General features: G+C 70.0%; 14 protein-coding genes. 12 read left to right on the top strand and 2 right to left on the bottom strand.

Annotated features, from left to right (window positions below; genetic code table 11):
• The first annotated feature begins 72 nt into the window (after positions 1-72).
• The 5 genes from tcuA (at position 73) to HHL10_RS25110 (ending at position 4,952) form a co-directional block, all read left to right on the top strand.
• A complete protein-coding gene (gene tcuA, locus HHL10_RS25130; RefSeq protein ID WP_169163183.1) occupies positions 73-1,485 on the top strand; it encodes an FAD-dependent tricarballylate dehydrogenase TcuA in 1,413 nt (470 codons plus the stop codon).
• Entirely contained in the window at positions 1,472-2,638 is a 1,167-nt protein-coding gene (gene tcuB / locus HHL10_RS25125) for a tricarballylate utilization 4Fe-4S protein TcuB (RefSeq protein WP_169163154.1), read from the top strand. Before tcuA ends, tcuB begins: the two co-directional genes overlap by 14 nt.
• Before the next feature lie 159 nt (positions 2,639-2,797).
• Positions 2,798-3,778, top strand: coding sequence for a Bug family tripartite tricarboxylate transporter substrate binding protein (locus HHL10_RS25120; RefSeq protein ID WP_169163153.1), 981 nt, complete (start codon positions 2,798-2,800; stop codon positions 3,776-3,778).
• Positions 3,775-4,371, top strand: a complete 597-nt coding sequence (locus HHL10_RS25115; RefSeq protein ID WP_169163152.1) for a chromate transporter — start codon at positions 3,775-3,777, stop codon at positions 4,369-4,371. The genes HHL10_RS25120 and HHL10_RS25115 overlap by 4 nt, the downstream gene beginning before the upstream one ends.
• Positions 4,368-4,952: a chromate transporter gene (locus HHL10_RS25110; protein WP_169163151.1), complete on the top strand. Its 585-nt coding sequence runs from the start codon at positions 4,368-4,370 to the stop codon at positions 4,950-4,952. The genes HHL10_RS25115 and HHL10_RS25110 overlap by 4 nt, the downstream gene beginning before the upstream one ends.
• A gap of 43 nt (positions 4,953-4,995) precedes the next feature.
• Here the strand turns inward: HHL10_RS25110 and HHL10_RS25105 are convergent, their stop codons facing one another.
• Both HHL10_RS25105 and HHL10_RS25100 read right to left on the bottom strand, forming a co-directional pair.
• Complete coding sequence (locus HHL10_RS25105) at positions 4,996-6,063, bottom strand: NAD(P)-dependent alcohol dehydrogenase (RefSeq protein WP_169163150.1); 1,068 nt, start codon at positions 6,061-6,063, stop codon at positions 4,996-4,998.
• A 388-nt stretch (positions 6,064-6,451) separates the two neighbouring features.
• The gene (locus HHL10_RS25100; protein ID WP_169163149.1) at positions 6,452-7,450 is read right to left on the bottom strand and encodes a LysR family transcriptional regulator; all 999 of its coding nucleotides are present in this window, start codon (positions 7,448-7,450) and stop codon (positions 6,452-6,454) included.
• Positions 7,451-7,607: 157 nt separating this feature from the next.
• On the opposite strand from HHL10_RS25100, the gene HHL10_RS25095 reads away from it, so the two are divergent.
• The 7 genes from HHL10_RS25095 to HHL10_RS25065 all read left to right on the top strand — a co-directional run bounded on the left by HHL10_RS25095 (position 7,608) and on the right by HHL10_RS25065 (position 16,097).
• Positions 7,608-8,459, top strand: coding sequence for a fumarylacetoacetate hydrolase family protein (locus HHL10_RS25095; protein ID WP_169163148.1), 852 nt, complete (start codon positions 7,608-7,610; stop codon positions 8,457-8,459).
• A 28-nt stretch (positions 8,460-8,487) separates the two neighbouring features.
• The gene (locus HHL10_RS25090) at positions 8,488-10,563 is read left to right on the top strand and encodes a hydantoinase/oxoprolinase family protein (protein ID WP_169163147.1); all 2,076 of its coding nucleotides are present in this window, start codon (positions 8,488-8,490) and stop codon (positions 10,561-10,563) included.
• Complete coding sequence (locus tag HHL10_RS25085) at positions 10,563-12,371, top strand: hydantoinase B/oxoprolinase family protein (RefSeq protein WP_235971789.1); 1,809 nt, start codon at positions 10,563-10,565, stop codon at positions 12,369-12,371. The genes HHL10_RS25090 and HHL10_RS25085 overlap by 1 nt, the downstream gene beginning before the upstream one ends.
• A gap of 8 nt (positions 12,372-12,379) precedes the next feature.
• Complete coding sequence (locus HHL10_RS25080; protein WP_169163146.1) at positions 12,380-12,748, top strand: hypothetical protein; 369 nt, start codon at positions 12,380-12,382, stop codon at positions 12,746-12,748.
• 4 nt (positions 12,749-12,752) lie between these two features.
• Positions 12,753-13,844 carry a CobW family GTP-binding protein gene (locus HHL10_RS25075; RefSeq protein WP_169163145.1) on the top strand — a complete coding sequence of 364 codons (1,092 nt, stop codon included), beginning with the start codon at positions 12,753-12,755 and terminating at the stop codon, positions 13,842-13,844.
• A gap of 33 nt (positions 13,845-13,877) precedes the next feature.
• Positions 13,878-14,849, top strand: a complete 972-nt coding sequence (locus HHL10_RS25070) for a Bug family tripartite tricarboxylate transporter substrate binding protein (protein WP_169163144.1) — start codon at positions 13,878-13,880, stop codon at positions 14,847-14,849.
• A 138-nt stretch (positions 14,850-14,987) separates the two neighbouring features.
• Positions 14,988-16,097 (top strand): porin, encoded by a 1,110-nt coding sequence (locus HHL10_RS25065; RefSeq protein ID WP_169163143.1) that lies wholly within the window; start codon positions 14,988-14,990, stop codon positions 16,095-16,097.
• Positions 16,098-16,114 lie beyond the last annotated feature (17 nt).

Raw genomic sequence — 16,114 nt, 5'->3', positions numbered from 1 at the left:
CCTCTTGCCCCGGGGACGGCTACCGGGCCCGCGGCCCGCTGCCTACAGTCCACCGCCATGGAGACAAGTGACATGGTGGATGTGCTGGTCATCGGCGGCGGCAACGCCGCCCTGTGCGCGGCGCTGATGGCCGCCGAGGCGGGCGCCTCGGTGCTGCTGCTCGAAGCCTCGCCGCGCGAGTGGCGCGGCGGCAACTCGCAGCACACGCGCAACCTGCGCTGCATGCACGACGCGCCGCAGGACGTGCTGGTCGAGGCCTACCCCGAGGAGGAGTTCTGGCAGGACCTGCTCAAGGTCACGGGCGGGCTCACCGACGAGCACCTGGCGCGGCTGACCATCCGCGCCTCCAGCACCTGCCGCGACTGGATGCGCAAGCACGGCGTGCACTTCCAGCCGCCGCTCTCGGGTGCGCTGCACGTGGCGCGCACCAACGCCTTCTTCATGGGCGGCGGCAAGGCGCTGGTCAACGCCTACTACCGCAGCGCCGAGAAGCTGGGCGTGCGGGTGCGCTACGAGGCGCCGGTGGAGCGCATCGAGCTCGACGGCGAGCGCCGCTTCGTCGCGGCCTGGGTCAAGGGCGAGCGCATCAGCGCCCGGGCCTGCGTGCTGGCTGCCGGCGGCTTCGAATCGAACCGCGAGTGGCTGCGCGAGGCCTGGGGCCGCAACGAGCGCGGCGAGTGGCCGGCCGACAATTTCCTGATCCGCGGCACGCGCTTCAACCAGGGCGTGCTGTTGAAGCACCTGCTGGATGACCATGGCGCCGACCGCATCGGCGATCCGACCCAGGCGCACATGGTGGCCATCGACGCCCGCGCGCCGCTGTACGACGGCGGCATCTGCACCCGCATCGACTGCGTGTCGCTGGGCGTGGTGGTGAACCGCCAGGGCGAGCGCTTCTACGACGAGGGCGAGGACTTCTGGCCCAAGCGCTACGCCATCTGGGGCCGGCTGGTGGCGCAGCAGCCCGGGCAGATCGCCTACTCGATCATCGACGCCAAGGCCATCGGCCGCTTCATGCCGCCGGTGTTCCCCGGCGTGCAGGCCGGCAGCCTGCCGGAGCTGGCGGCCAAGCTCGGCCTGGACGTGGGCACCTTCATGCGCACGCTGCAGGACTACAACGCGGCGTGCCGGCCGGGCAGCTTCGACCACACCCGGCTCGACGACTGCCGCACCGAGGGCCTGGCGCCGCCCAAGACGCACTGGGCGCGGCCCATCGACACGCCGCCCTTCCACGCCTACGCGGTGCGGCCCGGCGTGACCTTCACGTACCTGGGGCTGCGCACCGACGACACGGCGGCCGTGCGCTTCGGCGGCGTGCCCAGCGCCAACCTCTTCGTTGCGGGCGAAATGATGGCCGGCAACGTGCTGGGCAAGGGCTACACCGCCGGGGTGGGCATGTCCATCGGCACCGCCTTCGGCCGCATCGCCGGCACCAACGCGGCACGCGCCGCCCTGACGCAAGGACAAGACCATGCAGTCGCTTGAGCTGCTCACCCGCGAGGCCCGGGCCCTGGCCGAGGGCGAGATCGTCATCACCGCGCCCGAGGCCGAGGTGGCGCGGCAGATGACCGTGTGCAACGCCTGCCGCTACTGCGAGGGCTTCTGCGCGGTGTTCCCGGCCATGACGCGGCGGCTGGAGTTCGGCAAGGCCGACGTGCATTTCCTGGCCAACCTCTGCCACAACTGCGGCGCCTGCCTGCACGCCTGCCAGTACGCGCCGCCGCACGAGTTCGCCATCAACGTGCCGCAGGCCATGGCCAAGGTGCGCGGCCAGACCTACGCCGACTACGCCTGGCCGCCGGCGCTGGGCGCGCTCTACAAGCGCAACGGGCTCACGCTGGGCCTGGCGCTGGTGCTGGCCTTCTCGGCCTTCCTGGGGCTGATGCTGGCGACCCGGGGCGCGCTGTGGGGCGTGGGCGGCAGCTTCCACGAGCTGTTCCAGCATGGGCTGCTGGTGAGCCTGTTCGGGCCGGTGTTCGCCTTCGTGGTGCTGGCGCTGGGCATGGGCGCGCGCAACTTCTGGCGCAACGTGACGCCGGCCACCAGCGGGCAGCCGGCCAGCGCGCCCGCCATCGCCGAGGCCACGCACGACGTGCTGCGCTTGAAATACCTGGACGGCGGGCACGGCCAGGGCTGCAACAACGAGGACGACGCCTACACCCTGTGGCGCCGGCGCTTCCACCACTTCACCTTCTACGGCTTCATGCTGTGCTTCGCCGCCACCAGCGTGGCGACCATCTACCACTACTTCTTCGGCTGGGTGGCGCCTCATGAGCTGCCGTCGCTGCCCAAGCTGCTGGGCGTGGCCGGTGGGGTGAGCCTGTGCATCGGCACGGCCGGGCTGTGGCAGTTGCGCCGGCGCCGCCATCCGCGGCAGGGCGACGTGGCGCAGAAGCCCATGGACCTCGGCTTCATCGCGCTGCTGTTCCTCACCAGCGCCAGCGGGCTGGCGCTGTGGCTGGGCCGCGGCACCCCGGCGCTGGCGCTGCTGCTGTGCCTGCACCTGGGCGCGGTGATGGCGCTGTTCGTCACGCTGCCCTACGGCAAGTTCGCCCATGCCGTCTACCGCGGCGCCGCGCTGCTGCGCCACGCGGTCGAGAAGCGGCAGCCCAATCCGATCGGCCTTGGGGCCGACTGAGGTCCGCGGCACGGCCAGCCTTTCCCGGGACCCGGCGCACCGCATTGATGCGCCTCACGCATTGGTTCATCGAAACAAAGCACTTCACGGATCAATGCGCGCTTCCTAGCATGGCCACGCCATGGCCGGCCCACGACACCACTGAACAGGAGACACCTCATGAACAAGCGCGACCTGCTGCGCGTTACCGGCGCCTGCGCCGCTGCCGCTGTGCTCATGCCGGCCTGGGCGCAGGCCCAGGACTTCCCGCCCAAGAAGAACGTGACCATCGTGGTCGGCTTCGCGGCCGGCGGGGCGGCCGACACGGCGGCGCGCATCATCGGCAAGAAGCTGGGCGAGAACCTGGGCGTGCCGGTGGTGATCGACAACCGGCCGGGCGCGGGCGGCAACATCGCCCACCAGTACGCGGCGCAGGGCCCGGCCGACGGCAGCGTGATCCTGTTCGGCTCGGTCGGTCCGCTGACCATCGCGCCGCACCTGATGAAGGTGCCCTACGACCCGGCCAAGGACCTGGCGCCCATCACCATGGGCGTGAACTTCCCGAACGTGCTGGTGGTGCATTCGGGGCTGGGCATCAAGACCTTTGCCGAGTTCGTGGCCTACGCCAAGAAGAACCCCGGCAAGCTGGACTACGCCTCCACCGGCCCGGGCTCGGCCGCGCACATGGCCGGCGAGCTGCTGGACGACATGGCCAAGATCAGCACCACGCACATTCCCTACAAGGGCGGTGCGCCGGCGCTGCAGGACCTGCTGGGCGGGCGCGTGGCGGCGTACTACTCGACGCTGTCCACGGCGTTGCCGCACATCGAGTCGGGCCGGCTCATTCCGCTGGCCAGCACCGGTCCCCAGCGGCTGCCGGCGCTGCCCAAGGTGCCGACCATCGCCGAGTCCGGCTACCCCGGCTACAGCGCCACCAACTGGTACGCGTTCGTGGCCTCGTCCAAGGTGCCCAAGCCGGTGCTGGAGCGCTGGAACACCGAGCTGGTGAAGGTGCTCAAGGCACCCGAGGTGGTGAAGGAGCTGGACGTGCACGGGTTGACGCCGCAACCGGGCACGCGCGAGGCGCTGGCGCAGGAGATCGCGCGCGAGTCCGCCACCTGGGGCCGCGTGATCCGCGAGCGCAAGATCACCCTCCAATGACCGGGCGCGCCGCTGCGCAGCTCGCGGCCCGTGCCGGCCCGCGCTCGCTGCCGGAGCTGTTCTGGGCCTTCTCGTGGCTGTCGCTGCAGGGCTTCGGCGGCGTGCTGGCGGTGGTGCAGCGCGAGCTGGTCGAGAAGCGCGGCTGGCTCGGCAACGAGGAGTTCGTGGAGGACTGGGCCGTGGCCCAGGTCATGCCGGGCCCCAACGTCTGCAACCTGGCGCTGATGTTCGGCGACCGGCATTTCGGCTGGCGCGGTGCCGCCACGGCGCTGGCCGGGCTGCTGGCGCTGCCGCTGGTGCTGCTGTTGTCCGCGGCCACCCTCTACGGCCAGCTCGCCGGCCACGCCGCCGCGGTCGGTGCGCTGCGCGGCATGGGCGCGGTGGCGGCCGGGCTGATTGGCGGCACCAGCCTGAAGCTGCTGGCGCAACTGCGCCGGCACCCGCTGGGGCTGGCGCTGGTGGTCGCGGTGGCCACCGGTGCCTTTGCCGCCCTGGTGCTGCTGCATCTGCCGCTGGTGGCGGTCGTGCTGGGGCTGGGCGGCGTGGCCTGCGCGCTGACCTGGCGGCGGCTGCGGCGCGGGGAGGCCTCATGAGCCTGCTCGATTGGGTGCACTTGCTGCTGTACCAGCTGTCGCTGTCGCTGCTGGCCGTGGGCGGCGCGGTGACGCTGGCGCCGGACCTGCACCGGTTCCTGGTGCAGGGGCAGGGCTGGCTGAGCGAGGCGCAGTTCAGCGCCTCCATCACCCTGGCGCAGGCCGCGCCGGGGCCCAACATGCTTTTCGTCGCCCTGCTGGGCTGGAACCTGGGCCTGAACGCCGCCGGGCCGGGCGCCGGCACGGCCTGGAGCCTGGCGCTGGCAGCGCTGGGCGTGGCGGTGTGCACGGTGGGCATCCTGGCGCCGAGCTCGCTGCTGACGCTGCTGGCCACGCGCTGGGGGCACCGCAACCGCGAGCGGCTGTCGGTGCGCGCCTTCCGCCAGGGCATGGCGCCCATCGTGGTCGGCGTGCTGCTGTCCACCGCCTGGCTGCTCGGCCGGGCTTCGGGCGACTGGTCGCGCGACGCCCGGCTCTGGGGCCTGTCGGCCGTGGTCACGCTGCTGGTGTGGCGCACACGCATCCACCTGCTGTGGCTGCTGGCCGGCGGGGCGCTGCTGGGCGGACTGGGCTGGGTGTAGCGGACGGGGCCGTCCGCCCGGTGCCGGCCCGGGCGGCCGCGGCTCAGGCCGCGGGCTGCTCGCGCAGCGAGGCCATGTCGATGACGAAGCGGTACTTCACGTCCGAGCGCAGCATGCGCTCGTAGGCCTCGTTGATCTGGTCCATGCGGATCATCTCGATGTCCGCGGTGAGGCCGTGCTGGCCGCAGAAGTCCAGCATTTCCTGGGTCTCGGCGATGCCGCCGATGAGCGAGCCCGCCAGGCGGCGGCGCCGGAAGATGAGGTTGAAGACCTGCGGCGAGGGGTGCGGCGTGGGCGGCGCGCCCACCAGCACCAGGGTGCCGTCGCGGCGCAGCGTCAGCAGCAGGGCGTCGAGGTCATGCGGCGCGGCCACGGTGTCCACGATCAGGTCGAAGCTGTCGGCGTGCGCGGCCATCTGCTCCGGCTCCCTGGAAACGATGACCTCGTCGGCGCCCAGTCGCCTGGCGTCCTCGCTCTTGCCCGGCGAGGTGGTGAACAGCACCACCTGCGCGCCCAGCGCGTGCGCGATCTTCACGCCCATGTGGCCCAGCCCGCCCAGGCCGACGATGCCCACCTTCTTGCCCGGCCCGGCGCCCCACTGGCGCAGCGGCGAGTAGGTGGTGATGCCCGCGCACATCAACGGCGCGACGGCGCTCAGGTGCTCCAGGCCGTGGGTGACGCGCAGCACGAAGGCCTCGTCCACCACGATGCTCTCGGCGTAGCCGCCATAGGTGTTGGCGCCCGTGCCCTGCTCGGGGCCGTTGTAGGTGCCGGTGAAGCCGGGCTCGCAATACTGCTCCAGGCCTTCGAGGCAGGCGCCGCAGCGGCGGCAGCTGTCCACCATGCAGCCCACGCCGGCGAGGTCGCCGGCCCGGAAGCGCGTGACCAGCGCACCGGTCGCCACCACGCGGCCGACGATCTCGTGGCCGGGCACCGAGGGGTACAGCGTGTTCTGCCACTCGTTGCGCGCGGTGTGCAGGTCGGAGTGGCGCACGCCGCAGTACAGGATCTCGATCTGCACGTCATTCGGACCGGGGTCGCGGCGCTCGAAGCCGAACAGGCGCAGCGGCGAGCTGGCGGAGACGGCGGCATAGCCTCGGGTGGGGATCATCGTGGGGCGTCCTTGCTGAGGGGTTGAAGCGGTGGGTGGGGGCGGCAAACGGCTGGCCCGGCCGGCCCGGCGCCGTCGGCGCCGAGCTGCGCGCGCAGGGCTCCGAGCTGGAGAACGCCGAGATCCAGACCGCCATGACCTGCTGCGCCGACGTCCTGCGCACGCGGCCGGGCGCACGCTGCCACCTGCTGGTGCCGCGGGCCTGGCCCTTGGCGCCGCCTGGCTGCCGGCCGCGATGGCCGCGGACGACTTTTCCAACGCCATCGAGGACCGCTACCGCGCGGTGGAGTCCGCCATCGCGGCGCGCGATGCCAAGGGCTTCTTCGATGCCCTGTACCTGGGCAACCGCTGCGGGGAAGAACTGGCGAGCCGGTTTGCCTGGCAACTTTCAGGCGGTGCCCGTCCTGGCATCTCGACGCCGGCGGGTCGTGCCCGCTGGTGTGGAAAGCCGCTGGTCCACCGCGATATCCGTCGAGGGCTCCATGAGCTGGTTCCCCCAGGACTCCACCAGCTGCTGCACCGTCTCCGCCACCACCCGGGATGCCGGAAAAAGCTTGCCCTGCCTGGGAAATCCCAAGGTCACGTGACGAACCAGGTCCGGCTTCACCAGCCGGCTGGCCTGCAACTGGCCACGTTCCAGCTCCGCCTTCACCGAATAGGGGCCGAGCACCGAGTACAGCCCGGGCGTGTGGATCACGAGCTCCTTCTGCACGGTCAGCGAGTCCGCTTCCACCACCGTCTGGAGCTTGAAGCCCAGGCCGCGCGCCGTCTCGTCCAAGGCGTGGCGCCAGTGGCTGGGGCGCCGAGGCAACACCAGCCTGAGGCCGGCCAGCTTTGCGAAGTCCACCGTGGGCGCGCTGGTGAGCGCGTCGCCCGGCGCGGATACCACGAAAGTGTGGGCCTCGCACAGCAGCTTCTCCTCGCGCCCGCTCGGGCGCTGGAAGCGAAACAGGATCGCCAGATCGACCGTGCCGGTGTCGAGCAGGGCGTCGAGCTCCGTGCCCTGCGCCTCCGTGATGTTGAGCCGGATGCCGGGATGCTCAAGCTGCAGCCGCTCGAACAGCCGCGTCATGAGCGGATGCGCGGCCGTGGGCACGATGCCCAGCCGCACCTCGCCCACCACCTTGCCGGCATCCGCGCGCAGCTCGTCCATGAGCTGCTCGGTGTCCTGCAGCCAGCGGCGCAGCCGCGTGGCGGTGTACTCGCCGACTTCCGTCAGCGCCACGCCGCGCCCGGTGCGCCGAAACAGCTGGCTGCCGCACTGCGCTTCGAAGTCGCTGATCTGGCGGCTGATGTGCGACTGCACGGTCTGCCGGCGCGCGGCCACCTTGCTGATGCTGCCTGCCTCGGCCACCTCTAGGAATAGTCGGACGCTGGCAATGTTCATGGTTTACACCTACGTTCCATGCCAATCAGGGCATATCTGAAACCTATGAATTCTATCTAGGCGAGAACTCACCGCATTTCTACAGTGCGCTCCATACGCTGACAGCGCCCCTCCCACCCCGGCGCGACACCCCAGCGGTCCACAAGAGGAGCCACTTTTGAAACTCGCCAGCTTCACCTACCAAGGTCGCGTCGCTTACGGCGTGGTCCATGGCGACCAGTACCTTGTTCCCGCGGCCGACTTCCTGAACCGCTTTCCTGATCTGGCCTCGGTGCTGCGCGCCGGCGCGCTTGCTGACCTGGAGGCTGCGGTGCGCAGCAGCGGCACCAAGGTGCAGCTCGACGCCGTGCAGGCCCTGCCGGTGATCCCGGCGCCGGGCAAGATCTTTTGCGTGGGCCTGAACTACAAGACCCACGTGGCGGAGATGAAGCGCGCCGACGCGGACTACCCGGCCATCTTCGTGCGCTTTGCCGACAGCCTGATCGCCGCGGGCGACACGATGCTGCGCCCGAGCTTCTCCGAGCGCTTCGACTACGAGGGCGAGCTGGCCATCGTCATCGGCAAGGGCGGCCGCCACATCGCGCAGGCCGACGCCTTCGACCACATCGCCGGCTATGCCTGCTTCAACGACGGGTCGGTGCGTGACTGGCAGCGCCACACCCACCAGTGGACGCCGGGCAAGAACTTCCCTGGCACCGGCGCCTTTGGCCCGTACATGGTCACCGCCGACGAGGTTGGCGACGTCAACGCGCTCACGCTGCAGACGCGCCTCAATGGTGAAGTCGTGCAGAAGGCCTCGTTGTCGGACCTGATCTTCACCATCCCGGTGGTCATCGAATACATCTCGCGCTTCACGCCGCTGTCCCCCGGCGACGTGATCGCCACCGGCACGCCCGGCGGCGTGGGCGACAAGCGCCAGCCCCCGCTCTACATGAAGGACGGCGACGTGGTCGAGGTCGAGATCACCGGCCTGGGCATCCTCCGCAACCCCGTCGGCACGGCCGCCTGACGCACTCCCACGCAACCGGTTCACCACCATGGCAAACAAGCCCCAACTGCGCATCGCCGTTGACATCGGCGGCACCTTCACCGACATGGCCGCATTCGACGAGGCCAGCGGCAAGCTGCTCTTCGGCAAGGCGCTGTCCACGCATGGAGAGCTCGTCAACGGCATCCAGGCCACCATCGACAGCGCCGACATCGACTGGCGCGACGGCCACCTGTTCCTGCACGGCTCGACCATCGCCATCAACACGCTGCTGGAGCGCAACGGCGCCAGGACGGCACTGCTGATCACCGAGGGCTTCCGCGACATCTACGAGATCGGCCGCGTCAACCGCCCCGACGCCTACAACCTGTTCTTCAACAAGCACACGCCGCTGGTCAAGCGCTCGCTGCGCTTCGAGGTGGCCGAGCGGCTGCGCGCCGACGGCAGCACGCACAAGCCGCTGGACGAGGCCGCCGTGCGCGAGCTCGCGCGCGAGCTCAAGGGCGAGGGTGTCGAGGCCGTGGCCGTGCTGCTGCTGCACTCGTACCGCAACCCGGCGCACGAGCAGCGCGTCAAGCAGATCATCCAGGAGGAGATTCCCGGCGCCTTCGTCTGCGCCTCGCACGAGCTCTCGCAGGAGTACCGCGAGTTCGAGCGCGTCTCCACCGCCGTGGCCAACGCCTACGTCGGCCCGCGCGTCTCGGAGTACCTGGGCCAGCTGGAGAGCCACCTGGGCAGCAAGGGTTTCGACGGCGACTTCTACATCGTGCAGTCCACCGGCGGGCTCTTCCCGGTGGAGCATGCCAAGGTCGGCTGCGTGCGCATGCTGGAGTCCGGCCCCGCGGCCGGCGTGATCGGCGCGCAGGCCATCTGCGCGCAGCTGGGCATGGGCGACGCCATCGCTTTCGACATGGGCGGCACCACGGCCAAGGCCGGCGTGATCAGCGAGGGCCGGCCGCTGACCACCGGGTCGGCGCTGATCGGCGGCTACGAGCGCGCGCTGCCGATCCAGATCCCGATGATGGACATCCACGAGGTCGGCACCGGCGGCGGCTCCATCGCCCGCGTCGAGACCGGCAACGCGCTGCGCGTGGGTCCGCAAAGCGCCGGCTCCATCCCGGGCCCGGTGGCCTACGGCCGCGGCGGCACCGAGCCGACCGTGACCGACGCCAACCTGCTGCTGGGCCGCCTGGACGCCGACCACTTCCTCGGCGGTGAGCTCAAGCTCGACCTCGACGGCTGCCAGAAGCAGATGCGCGAGCGCGTGGCCAAGCCCCTCGGCCTGGACCCGACGGAAGCCGCCGACGGCATCCTGCGCATCGCCGTGACGCAGATGTCGCACGCCGTGAAGGCCGTGACCACCGAGCGCGGCCTGGACGCGGGCAGCTTCACGATGGTGGTGTACGGCGGCGCCGGCCCGCTGCACGCCTCGGCCATCGCCCGCGAGATCGGCATCCGCAAGGTGCTCATCCCGTATGCGCCGGGCTATTTCTCGGCCTACGGCATGCTGTTCTCGGACCTGCGCTATGACTACGTGCGCTCGGTGTTCCGCAAGCTGGGCGACGTCTCGTTCGAGGAGATCGAGGCCGCCTACAGGACGATGGAGGACGAGGGGCGCGCGGCGCTGGCGCAGTCCGGCGTCAAGCCCGACGGCGTCGTGATCGAGCGCGCCGCGGACATGCGCTACGTCGGCCAGGAGCATGCCGTCACGGTGGACCTGCCGATGGCCTTCTTCGAGTCCAGGGACCGCTCGGCCATCAAGCAGCAGTTCGACGAGCTGCACAAGGTGCGCTACGGCACCTCGGCGCCCAAGGAGCCGGCCGACCTGGTGAGCCTGCGCGTCACGGTGCTGGGCACCATGAAGAAGCCGCCCAGGCACAGCGTGGAGTCGGGCACTGCAATGCCCGAGAAGAACGCGGTGCGCGCCGTCAAGCCGGTGTATTTCCGCCAGGGCGGCTGGGCCGACACGCCGGTCTACATCCGCGACAACCTGCGCTCGGGCAACGTCATTGCCGGCCCGGCGCTGATCGAGGAACACGCCTCCACCACGGTCGTGCAGCCCGGCGACGAGCTGCGCGTGGATGAACTCGGCAACCTGCAAATCTCCATCGGGAGCGACCGCTGATGAACACCGCCACCAACACCATGGCCACCAACGCTGCGGCCACCGTCGATCCGGTCACCGTCGAGATCATCCGCAACGGCCTCTACGCCGTGACGGAGGAGATGAAGACCAACCTGACCCGCACGGCCTACAACCTCATCATCTACGAGGCACTGGACTTCACGGTGGGCCTGTTCACCAAGGAGGGTGACACGGTCTCCATCGGCCTGGGGCTGCCGATGTTCATCCGCGGCATGTCGGAGACCGTCAAGGCCAAGATCCGCCACTTCGGCTACGAGAACATCAAGCCCGGCGACATCCTGGTCACCAACGACGCCTACACCACCGGCAGCCACCTCAACCACTTCACCTTCACCATGCCGGTGTTCCATGAGGGCCAGCTGGAGGGCTTCACCTGCTGCATGGCGCACTGGCTGGACGTGGGCGGCACGCTGGGCAACGTGACCACCGACATCTTCAGCGAGGGGATTCAGATCCCCATCATGAAGTACCAGCGCGAGGGCGTGGTCAACCAGGACCTCATCGACATCATCGCCATGAACGTGCGCCTGGCCGAGCGCGCCCTGGGCGACCTGCGCGCGCAGATCACCGCCATCACCACCGGCGAGCGGCGCTACGTGGAGCTGCTGCAGCGCTACGGCGCCGAGGCCGTGAACGGCTCGATCCGCCAGATCATGGATTCCTCGGAGGCCGTGGCCCGCAAGAACACGCTGTCCATCCCCGACGGCACCTACGAGGCCGAGTCCTTCATGGACGACGACGGCCTGGAGATCGGCAAGCGCATCCCGATCCGCGTCAAGGTCATCGTCAAGGGCGACGAGATGACGGTGGACCTCTCCGACGTCAGCAAGCAGGTGCGGGGCTTCTACAACTCGGGCTTCACCACCGGCATCGCCTGCGCGCAGGTGGCCTACAAGTGCCTGACCACGCCCACCGATTACCCCGTCAACGACGGCAGTTTCAGGCCGCTGAAGGTCGTCATGCCCATGGGCACCGTCATCAGCGCGGAGCGCCCGTACCCGATGCGGGTGTGGATGACCTTCCCGATGACGGTGATCGACACCATCTTCAAGGCGCTGGCGCCGGCCATCCCCGACCGCTCCATTGCCGGCCACCACGCCGACCTGGTGTTCCCCAACATCCACGGCATCTCGCCGGAGGACGGGCGCCTCTTCATCGTGGGCATCGGCCCGCTGGGCGGTGGCTGGGGTGCCAAGTCCAGGGAGGACGGCGTGTCGGTGACGGTGTGCATCAACGACGGCGACACCCACAACAGCCCCACCGAGCAGTTGGAGGCCAAATACCCGGTGCTGGTGGAGAAGTACGAGATCCGCAAGGACAGCGGTGGCGCGGGCCAGTACCGCGGCGGCCTGGGCGCGGAGATGGTGGTGCAGGCGCTGTCGCCCTTCACCGTCACCACCCGCATCGACCGGGTGCATTGCAAGCCCTGGGGCCTGGAAGGCGGCGGCGATGCCATGGGCAACGGCCTGGCCGTGCGCCACAAGGGCGAGTGGAAGACCGACCACCCCAACGCCAAGATCTTCAACGTGCGCCTGGAGCGCGGCGACGCCTACAAGATGCTCTCGGGCGGCGGCGGCGGCTTCGGCAACCCGCTGGAGCGCGAGCTCGACAAGGTGGCCGAGGACGTGCGCGAGGGCTACGTGAGCCCGGAGGTGGCGCGCGAGGTCTACAAGGTTGTCCTCGATCCCAAGGGCCACGTGGACCATGACGCGACGGCCGCGTTGCGCCAGGCAGGCCCTGCCAGCGCTGACGGCGCCGCCGACGACCTTGCCTGGGCCGGCCAGTGAGCACCGCCGTGGCCGACGACCTCGCGCACAAGGCCGGCGCGCTGCTGGATCTGTGGAGCCAGCTCTCGGCCCACCACGTCGTCCTGGGCTCGGGCTGCGCCTGCGGCGTGGGCGGAGTGAGCCTGCGGCTGGAGGACTTCGAGCTCGACATCGTCGGCTACCTGGAGGACGCCGGCCTGCGCTGTGAAGTCGCGGCGGTGGTGGGCTTCTTCCAGGCGCTGCAGGCCGCACCGCAGCCCTCGCAGCCGCTGCTGGCCCTGCTGCATGACATGCAGCAGGAGCGGCTGCCGGGCGAGGTGGCCGCCTGGCTGCTGCCGCGGCTGGAGCGCACCTTGCGTTCCTTCGCCGAGCTGCACGGCCCCAAGGGCCAGGGCTGAAGCGATGAGCGGGCATTTCACTTCGCTGCTGGCCGCCGGGGCCCGGGAGGAACATGGCGAGCGCGTGCCCGTCACGGTGCTCACCGGCTTCCTGGGCAGCGGCAAGACGACGCTGCTCAACCGGCTGCTCAGGCTGCCCGACCTGCAGGGCACCGCCGTCATCGTCAACGAGTTCGGCACCGTGGGCATCGACCAGGACCTGATCGCCCAGGCCAGCGACGACACCATCCTGCTGCCCAACGGCTGCCTGTGCTGCGCCCTGCGCGGCGACCTGGTCGAGGCCTTCACGCGGCTGGCCGATCAGGGCGAAGTGGCGGGAGAGCCGCTGCGCCAGGTGCTGCTGGAGACCAGCGGCCTGGCCGACCCGGGGCCCATCCTGCGCACGCTCATGGGCGAAGCTGCCATCCGGCAGCGTTTCGTGCTGGCCGGCGTGGCCTGCACGGTGGACGCGGTGCTGGGTGACAAGACGCTGGACGCACATCCCGAGTCCGTGCAGCAGGTGGCGGTGGCCGATGCGCTGCTCCTGACCAAGCTGGACCTGCTGGACGGCCCGCCCGCGCCGGCGCTGCTGGAGCGGCTGCGATCCCTCAACGCCAGCGCCACGCTGCACCTCGATCGCGACCACCTGCCCGATGCCCTGCGCGACCTGATGCAGCACCGGGGCGGGCAGACGCCGGCTGCCTGGCAGCGGGGTGCGCAGGCTGCCGCCCCGTTCTACAGGCCCGTCGGCTCCGCTGCTCCGGCAGCGGACGCGCCCCGGCACCGCGACGGCATCTCGGCCTTCGTGCTGGTGCGCGAGGAGCCGCTGCCGCGGGAGGCCTTCTTCGCCTGGATGGACCTGCTCGTGGCCAGCCGCGGCGAGGACCTGCTGCGCGTCAAGGGCCTTGTCCATCTCGACGACCAGCCGGATCAGCCGCTGGTCATCCACGGCGTGCAGCACCTCTTCCACCCGCCGCAGTGGCTGCCCGCTTGGCCGAGCGGGGACCGGCGCACGCGCATCGTGTTCATCACGCGCGGCGTCGATCGCGAGGCGCTGGAGGAGACGCTCGACGTGCTGCTGGCCCGCCACAGGAGACGACGGCGCCCGACACCCTAGTGCCGCGACCTTTCACAACCCGTAGGAGACAAGATGAAGCTGCAGAGTTTTCTGGCGGCAGGCCTGGCCCTGCTCGTCGCGCCGGCCTGGGCCCAGGCGCCCAAGTTCCCGGAGAGCGGCAAGACGATCCGCATCATCGTGCCCTTTGCCGCAGGCGGCGGCGTGGACAACGCCGCGCGGCTGCTGGGCGAGCAGTTGCGCAAGCAGCTCGGCATGACGGTGCTGGTGGAAAACCGCGCCGGAGCCAACGGCACGCTCGGCGGCAAGGCCGTGCAGACAGCGCCCGCCGACGGCTACACGCTGCTGTTCTCGGCCGCCACCCACGTGCTGGCCAAGCAGGTGCTCAGCAACGCGCCCTACGACCCGCAGGCCGACTTTGCGCCGGTGGCCCGGGTGGGCGAGGCGCCGCTGGTGCTGGTCATCGCGCCGCAGAAAGAACAGCAAAAGCTCGGCGAGGTGCTGGCCGCGGCCAAGCAGCAGCCCGGCAAGTGGACGGCCGCCATTCCCGCGACCGGTGCACCGAGCCACCTGGCCACGCTGTTGCTGGCCAAGCAGGGCAACGTCACTTTCTCCTACGTGCCCTACAAGGGCACGCAGCCGGCCATGATCGACGTCGGGGGCGGCCATGTGGACCTGTTGATGGACTCGATGATCTCGGTGCTGCCGCTGGCCAAGTCGGGCAAGGTCAAGCCTATCGCCATCACGTCCGCCAAGCGCAGCCCGCTCGCGCCCGAGATCCCGACAGTGCAGGAAAGCGGCATCCCGAACTTCTCCTACGCCTCCTGGTACGGCGTGTGGGCTCCGAAGGACACGCCGGCGGAGCGCATCGCGTTCCTCAACACCACGATCAACGCGGCGGTGTCGGAAATCGGGAAGTCGGGCGCCTACGCCAAGCTTGGTATCGAGCCCGTGACAGAGAGCACCGAACAGTTCAAGCGCTACATCGCCAGCGACGTGGCGCAGAGCGCCGAGTTGCTCAAGAGCGCCGGCTTCAAGCCGGAATAGCGCGCGAAGCCTTCTCCCGACGCTTGCCACACGGGTGCGTGCCCGAGCCCCGATGGCATTCCGCACGCTGCGGGGACAGGGGTCTCGCCACATCCATCAGCCCGGCGCCACGACGCCGGGAACCACGGAGACCGGGAAATGTTGAAAACAATATGGGCGACCGGCCTGGGCATGGCCTGTCTTTCGGCACTGGCCCAGTCATCGGTGACGATCGGCGGCACCGTGGACCTCAGTGTCCGCCATGTCAAGAACGGGTCGCTCGGGTCGATCACCTCGGAGGCCAGCGGCGCCAACTCGACGAGCAAGCTGATCATCCGTGGCACCGAGCAACTGGGCGACGGGCTGAGCGCCGGCTTCTATCTGGACGGCACCATCCTGGCCGACACCGGCGCCGCCGGGGCCAGCACGCCGGCTGGGCAGCTGTGGGACCGACGCGCCACCGTGAGCCTGGCCCATTCGCGCCTGGGCGAGTTGCGCCTGGGCCGCGACTGGGTGCCCACGCACCTGGTGTGGAGTGGCTTCGATCCCTTCGCCACGCTGGGCATCGCCGGCGCCAACAGCTTTCGCAACTTCGCGGCCTCGCGCGCCCTGGGCCAGGCCTTCGGCACCCTGCCCGAAGCGCAGCAGGCCAACCCCACGCTGCGCGTGAGCAACGCGGTGGAGTATTTCCTGCCCGCGGAGCTCGGCGGCTTCTACGGCCAGCTCATCGTGACGGCCGGTGAAGGCGGCACGACGGCCGCAGGCTTCACCAAGGGCAATGGCTTTCGCCTGGGGTGGAAGGGCAAGGGTCTCGACGTGGCGGCCGCCCAGTTCACCACCCGCAACGCGACGGCGGGAGAGGACTTCAAGGACCAGGTCTACGGTGCGTCCTACGACTTCGGCGTCGTCAAGCTGAGCCTGGCGCAGCGGCGCTGGGTCTACGCCAGCGATCGCACGGTCAACACCCTGGTGGCCGCCGCCATTCCAGCCGGACCTGGCGTGGTCAAGCTCACCTACGTGAGGGCCGACCAGAAGGGCGCGACCGCCGCGCTGAGCGACAACGACGCCCATCTCATCGGGGCCGGCTACGTCTACAGCTTGTCCAAGCGCACCGCGCTGTATGCGCATGCCTCGCGCATCTCCAACGACGGCGCCGCCAGTTTTGCCGTTGCCGGCGGACCGGCCGTGAGCGGCAACCCGGCGGCGCCCAACTTCTTCGGCGGACAACGCTCGACGGCCTACGAATTCGGCCTGCGCCACGATTTCTGAGCTGCATCCAAGGTAGC

Source organism: Azohydromonas caseinilytica (assembly GCF_012927045.1).
Lineage (GTDB): Bacteria > Pseudomonadota > Gammaproteobacteria > Burkholderiales > Burkholderiaceae_C > Azohydromonas > Azohydromonas caseinilytica.
This window is presented reverse-complemented; position numbering and strand designations above follow the sequence as displayed.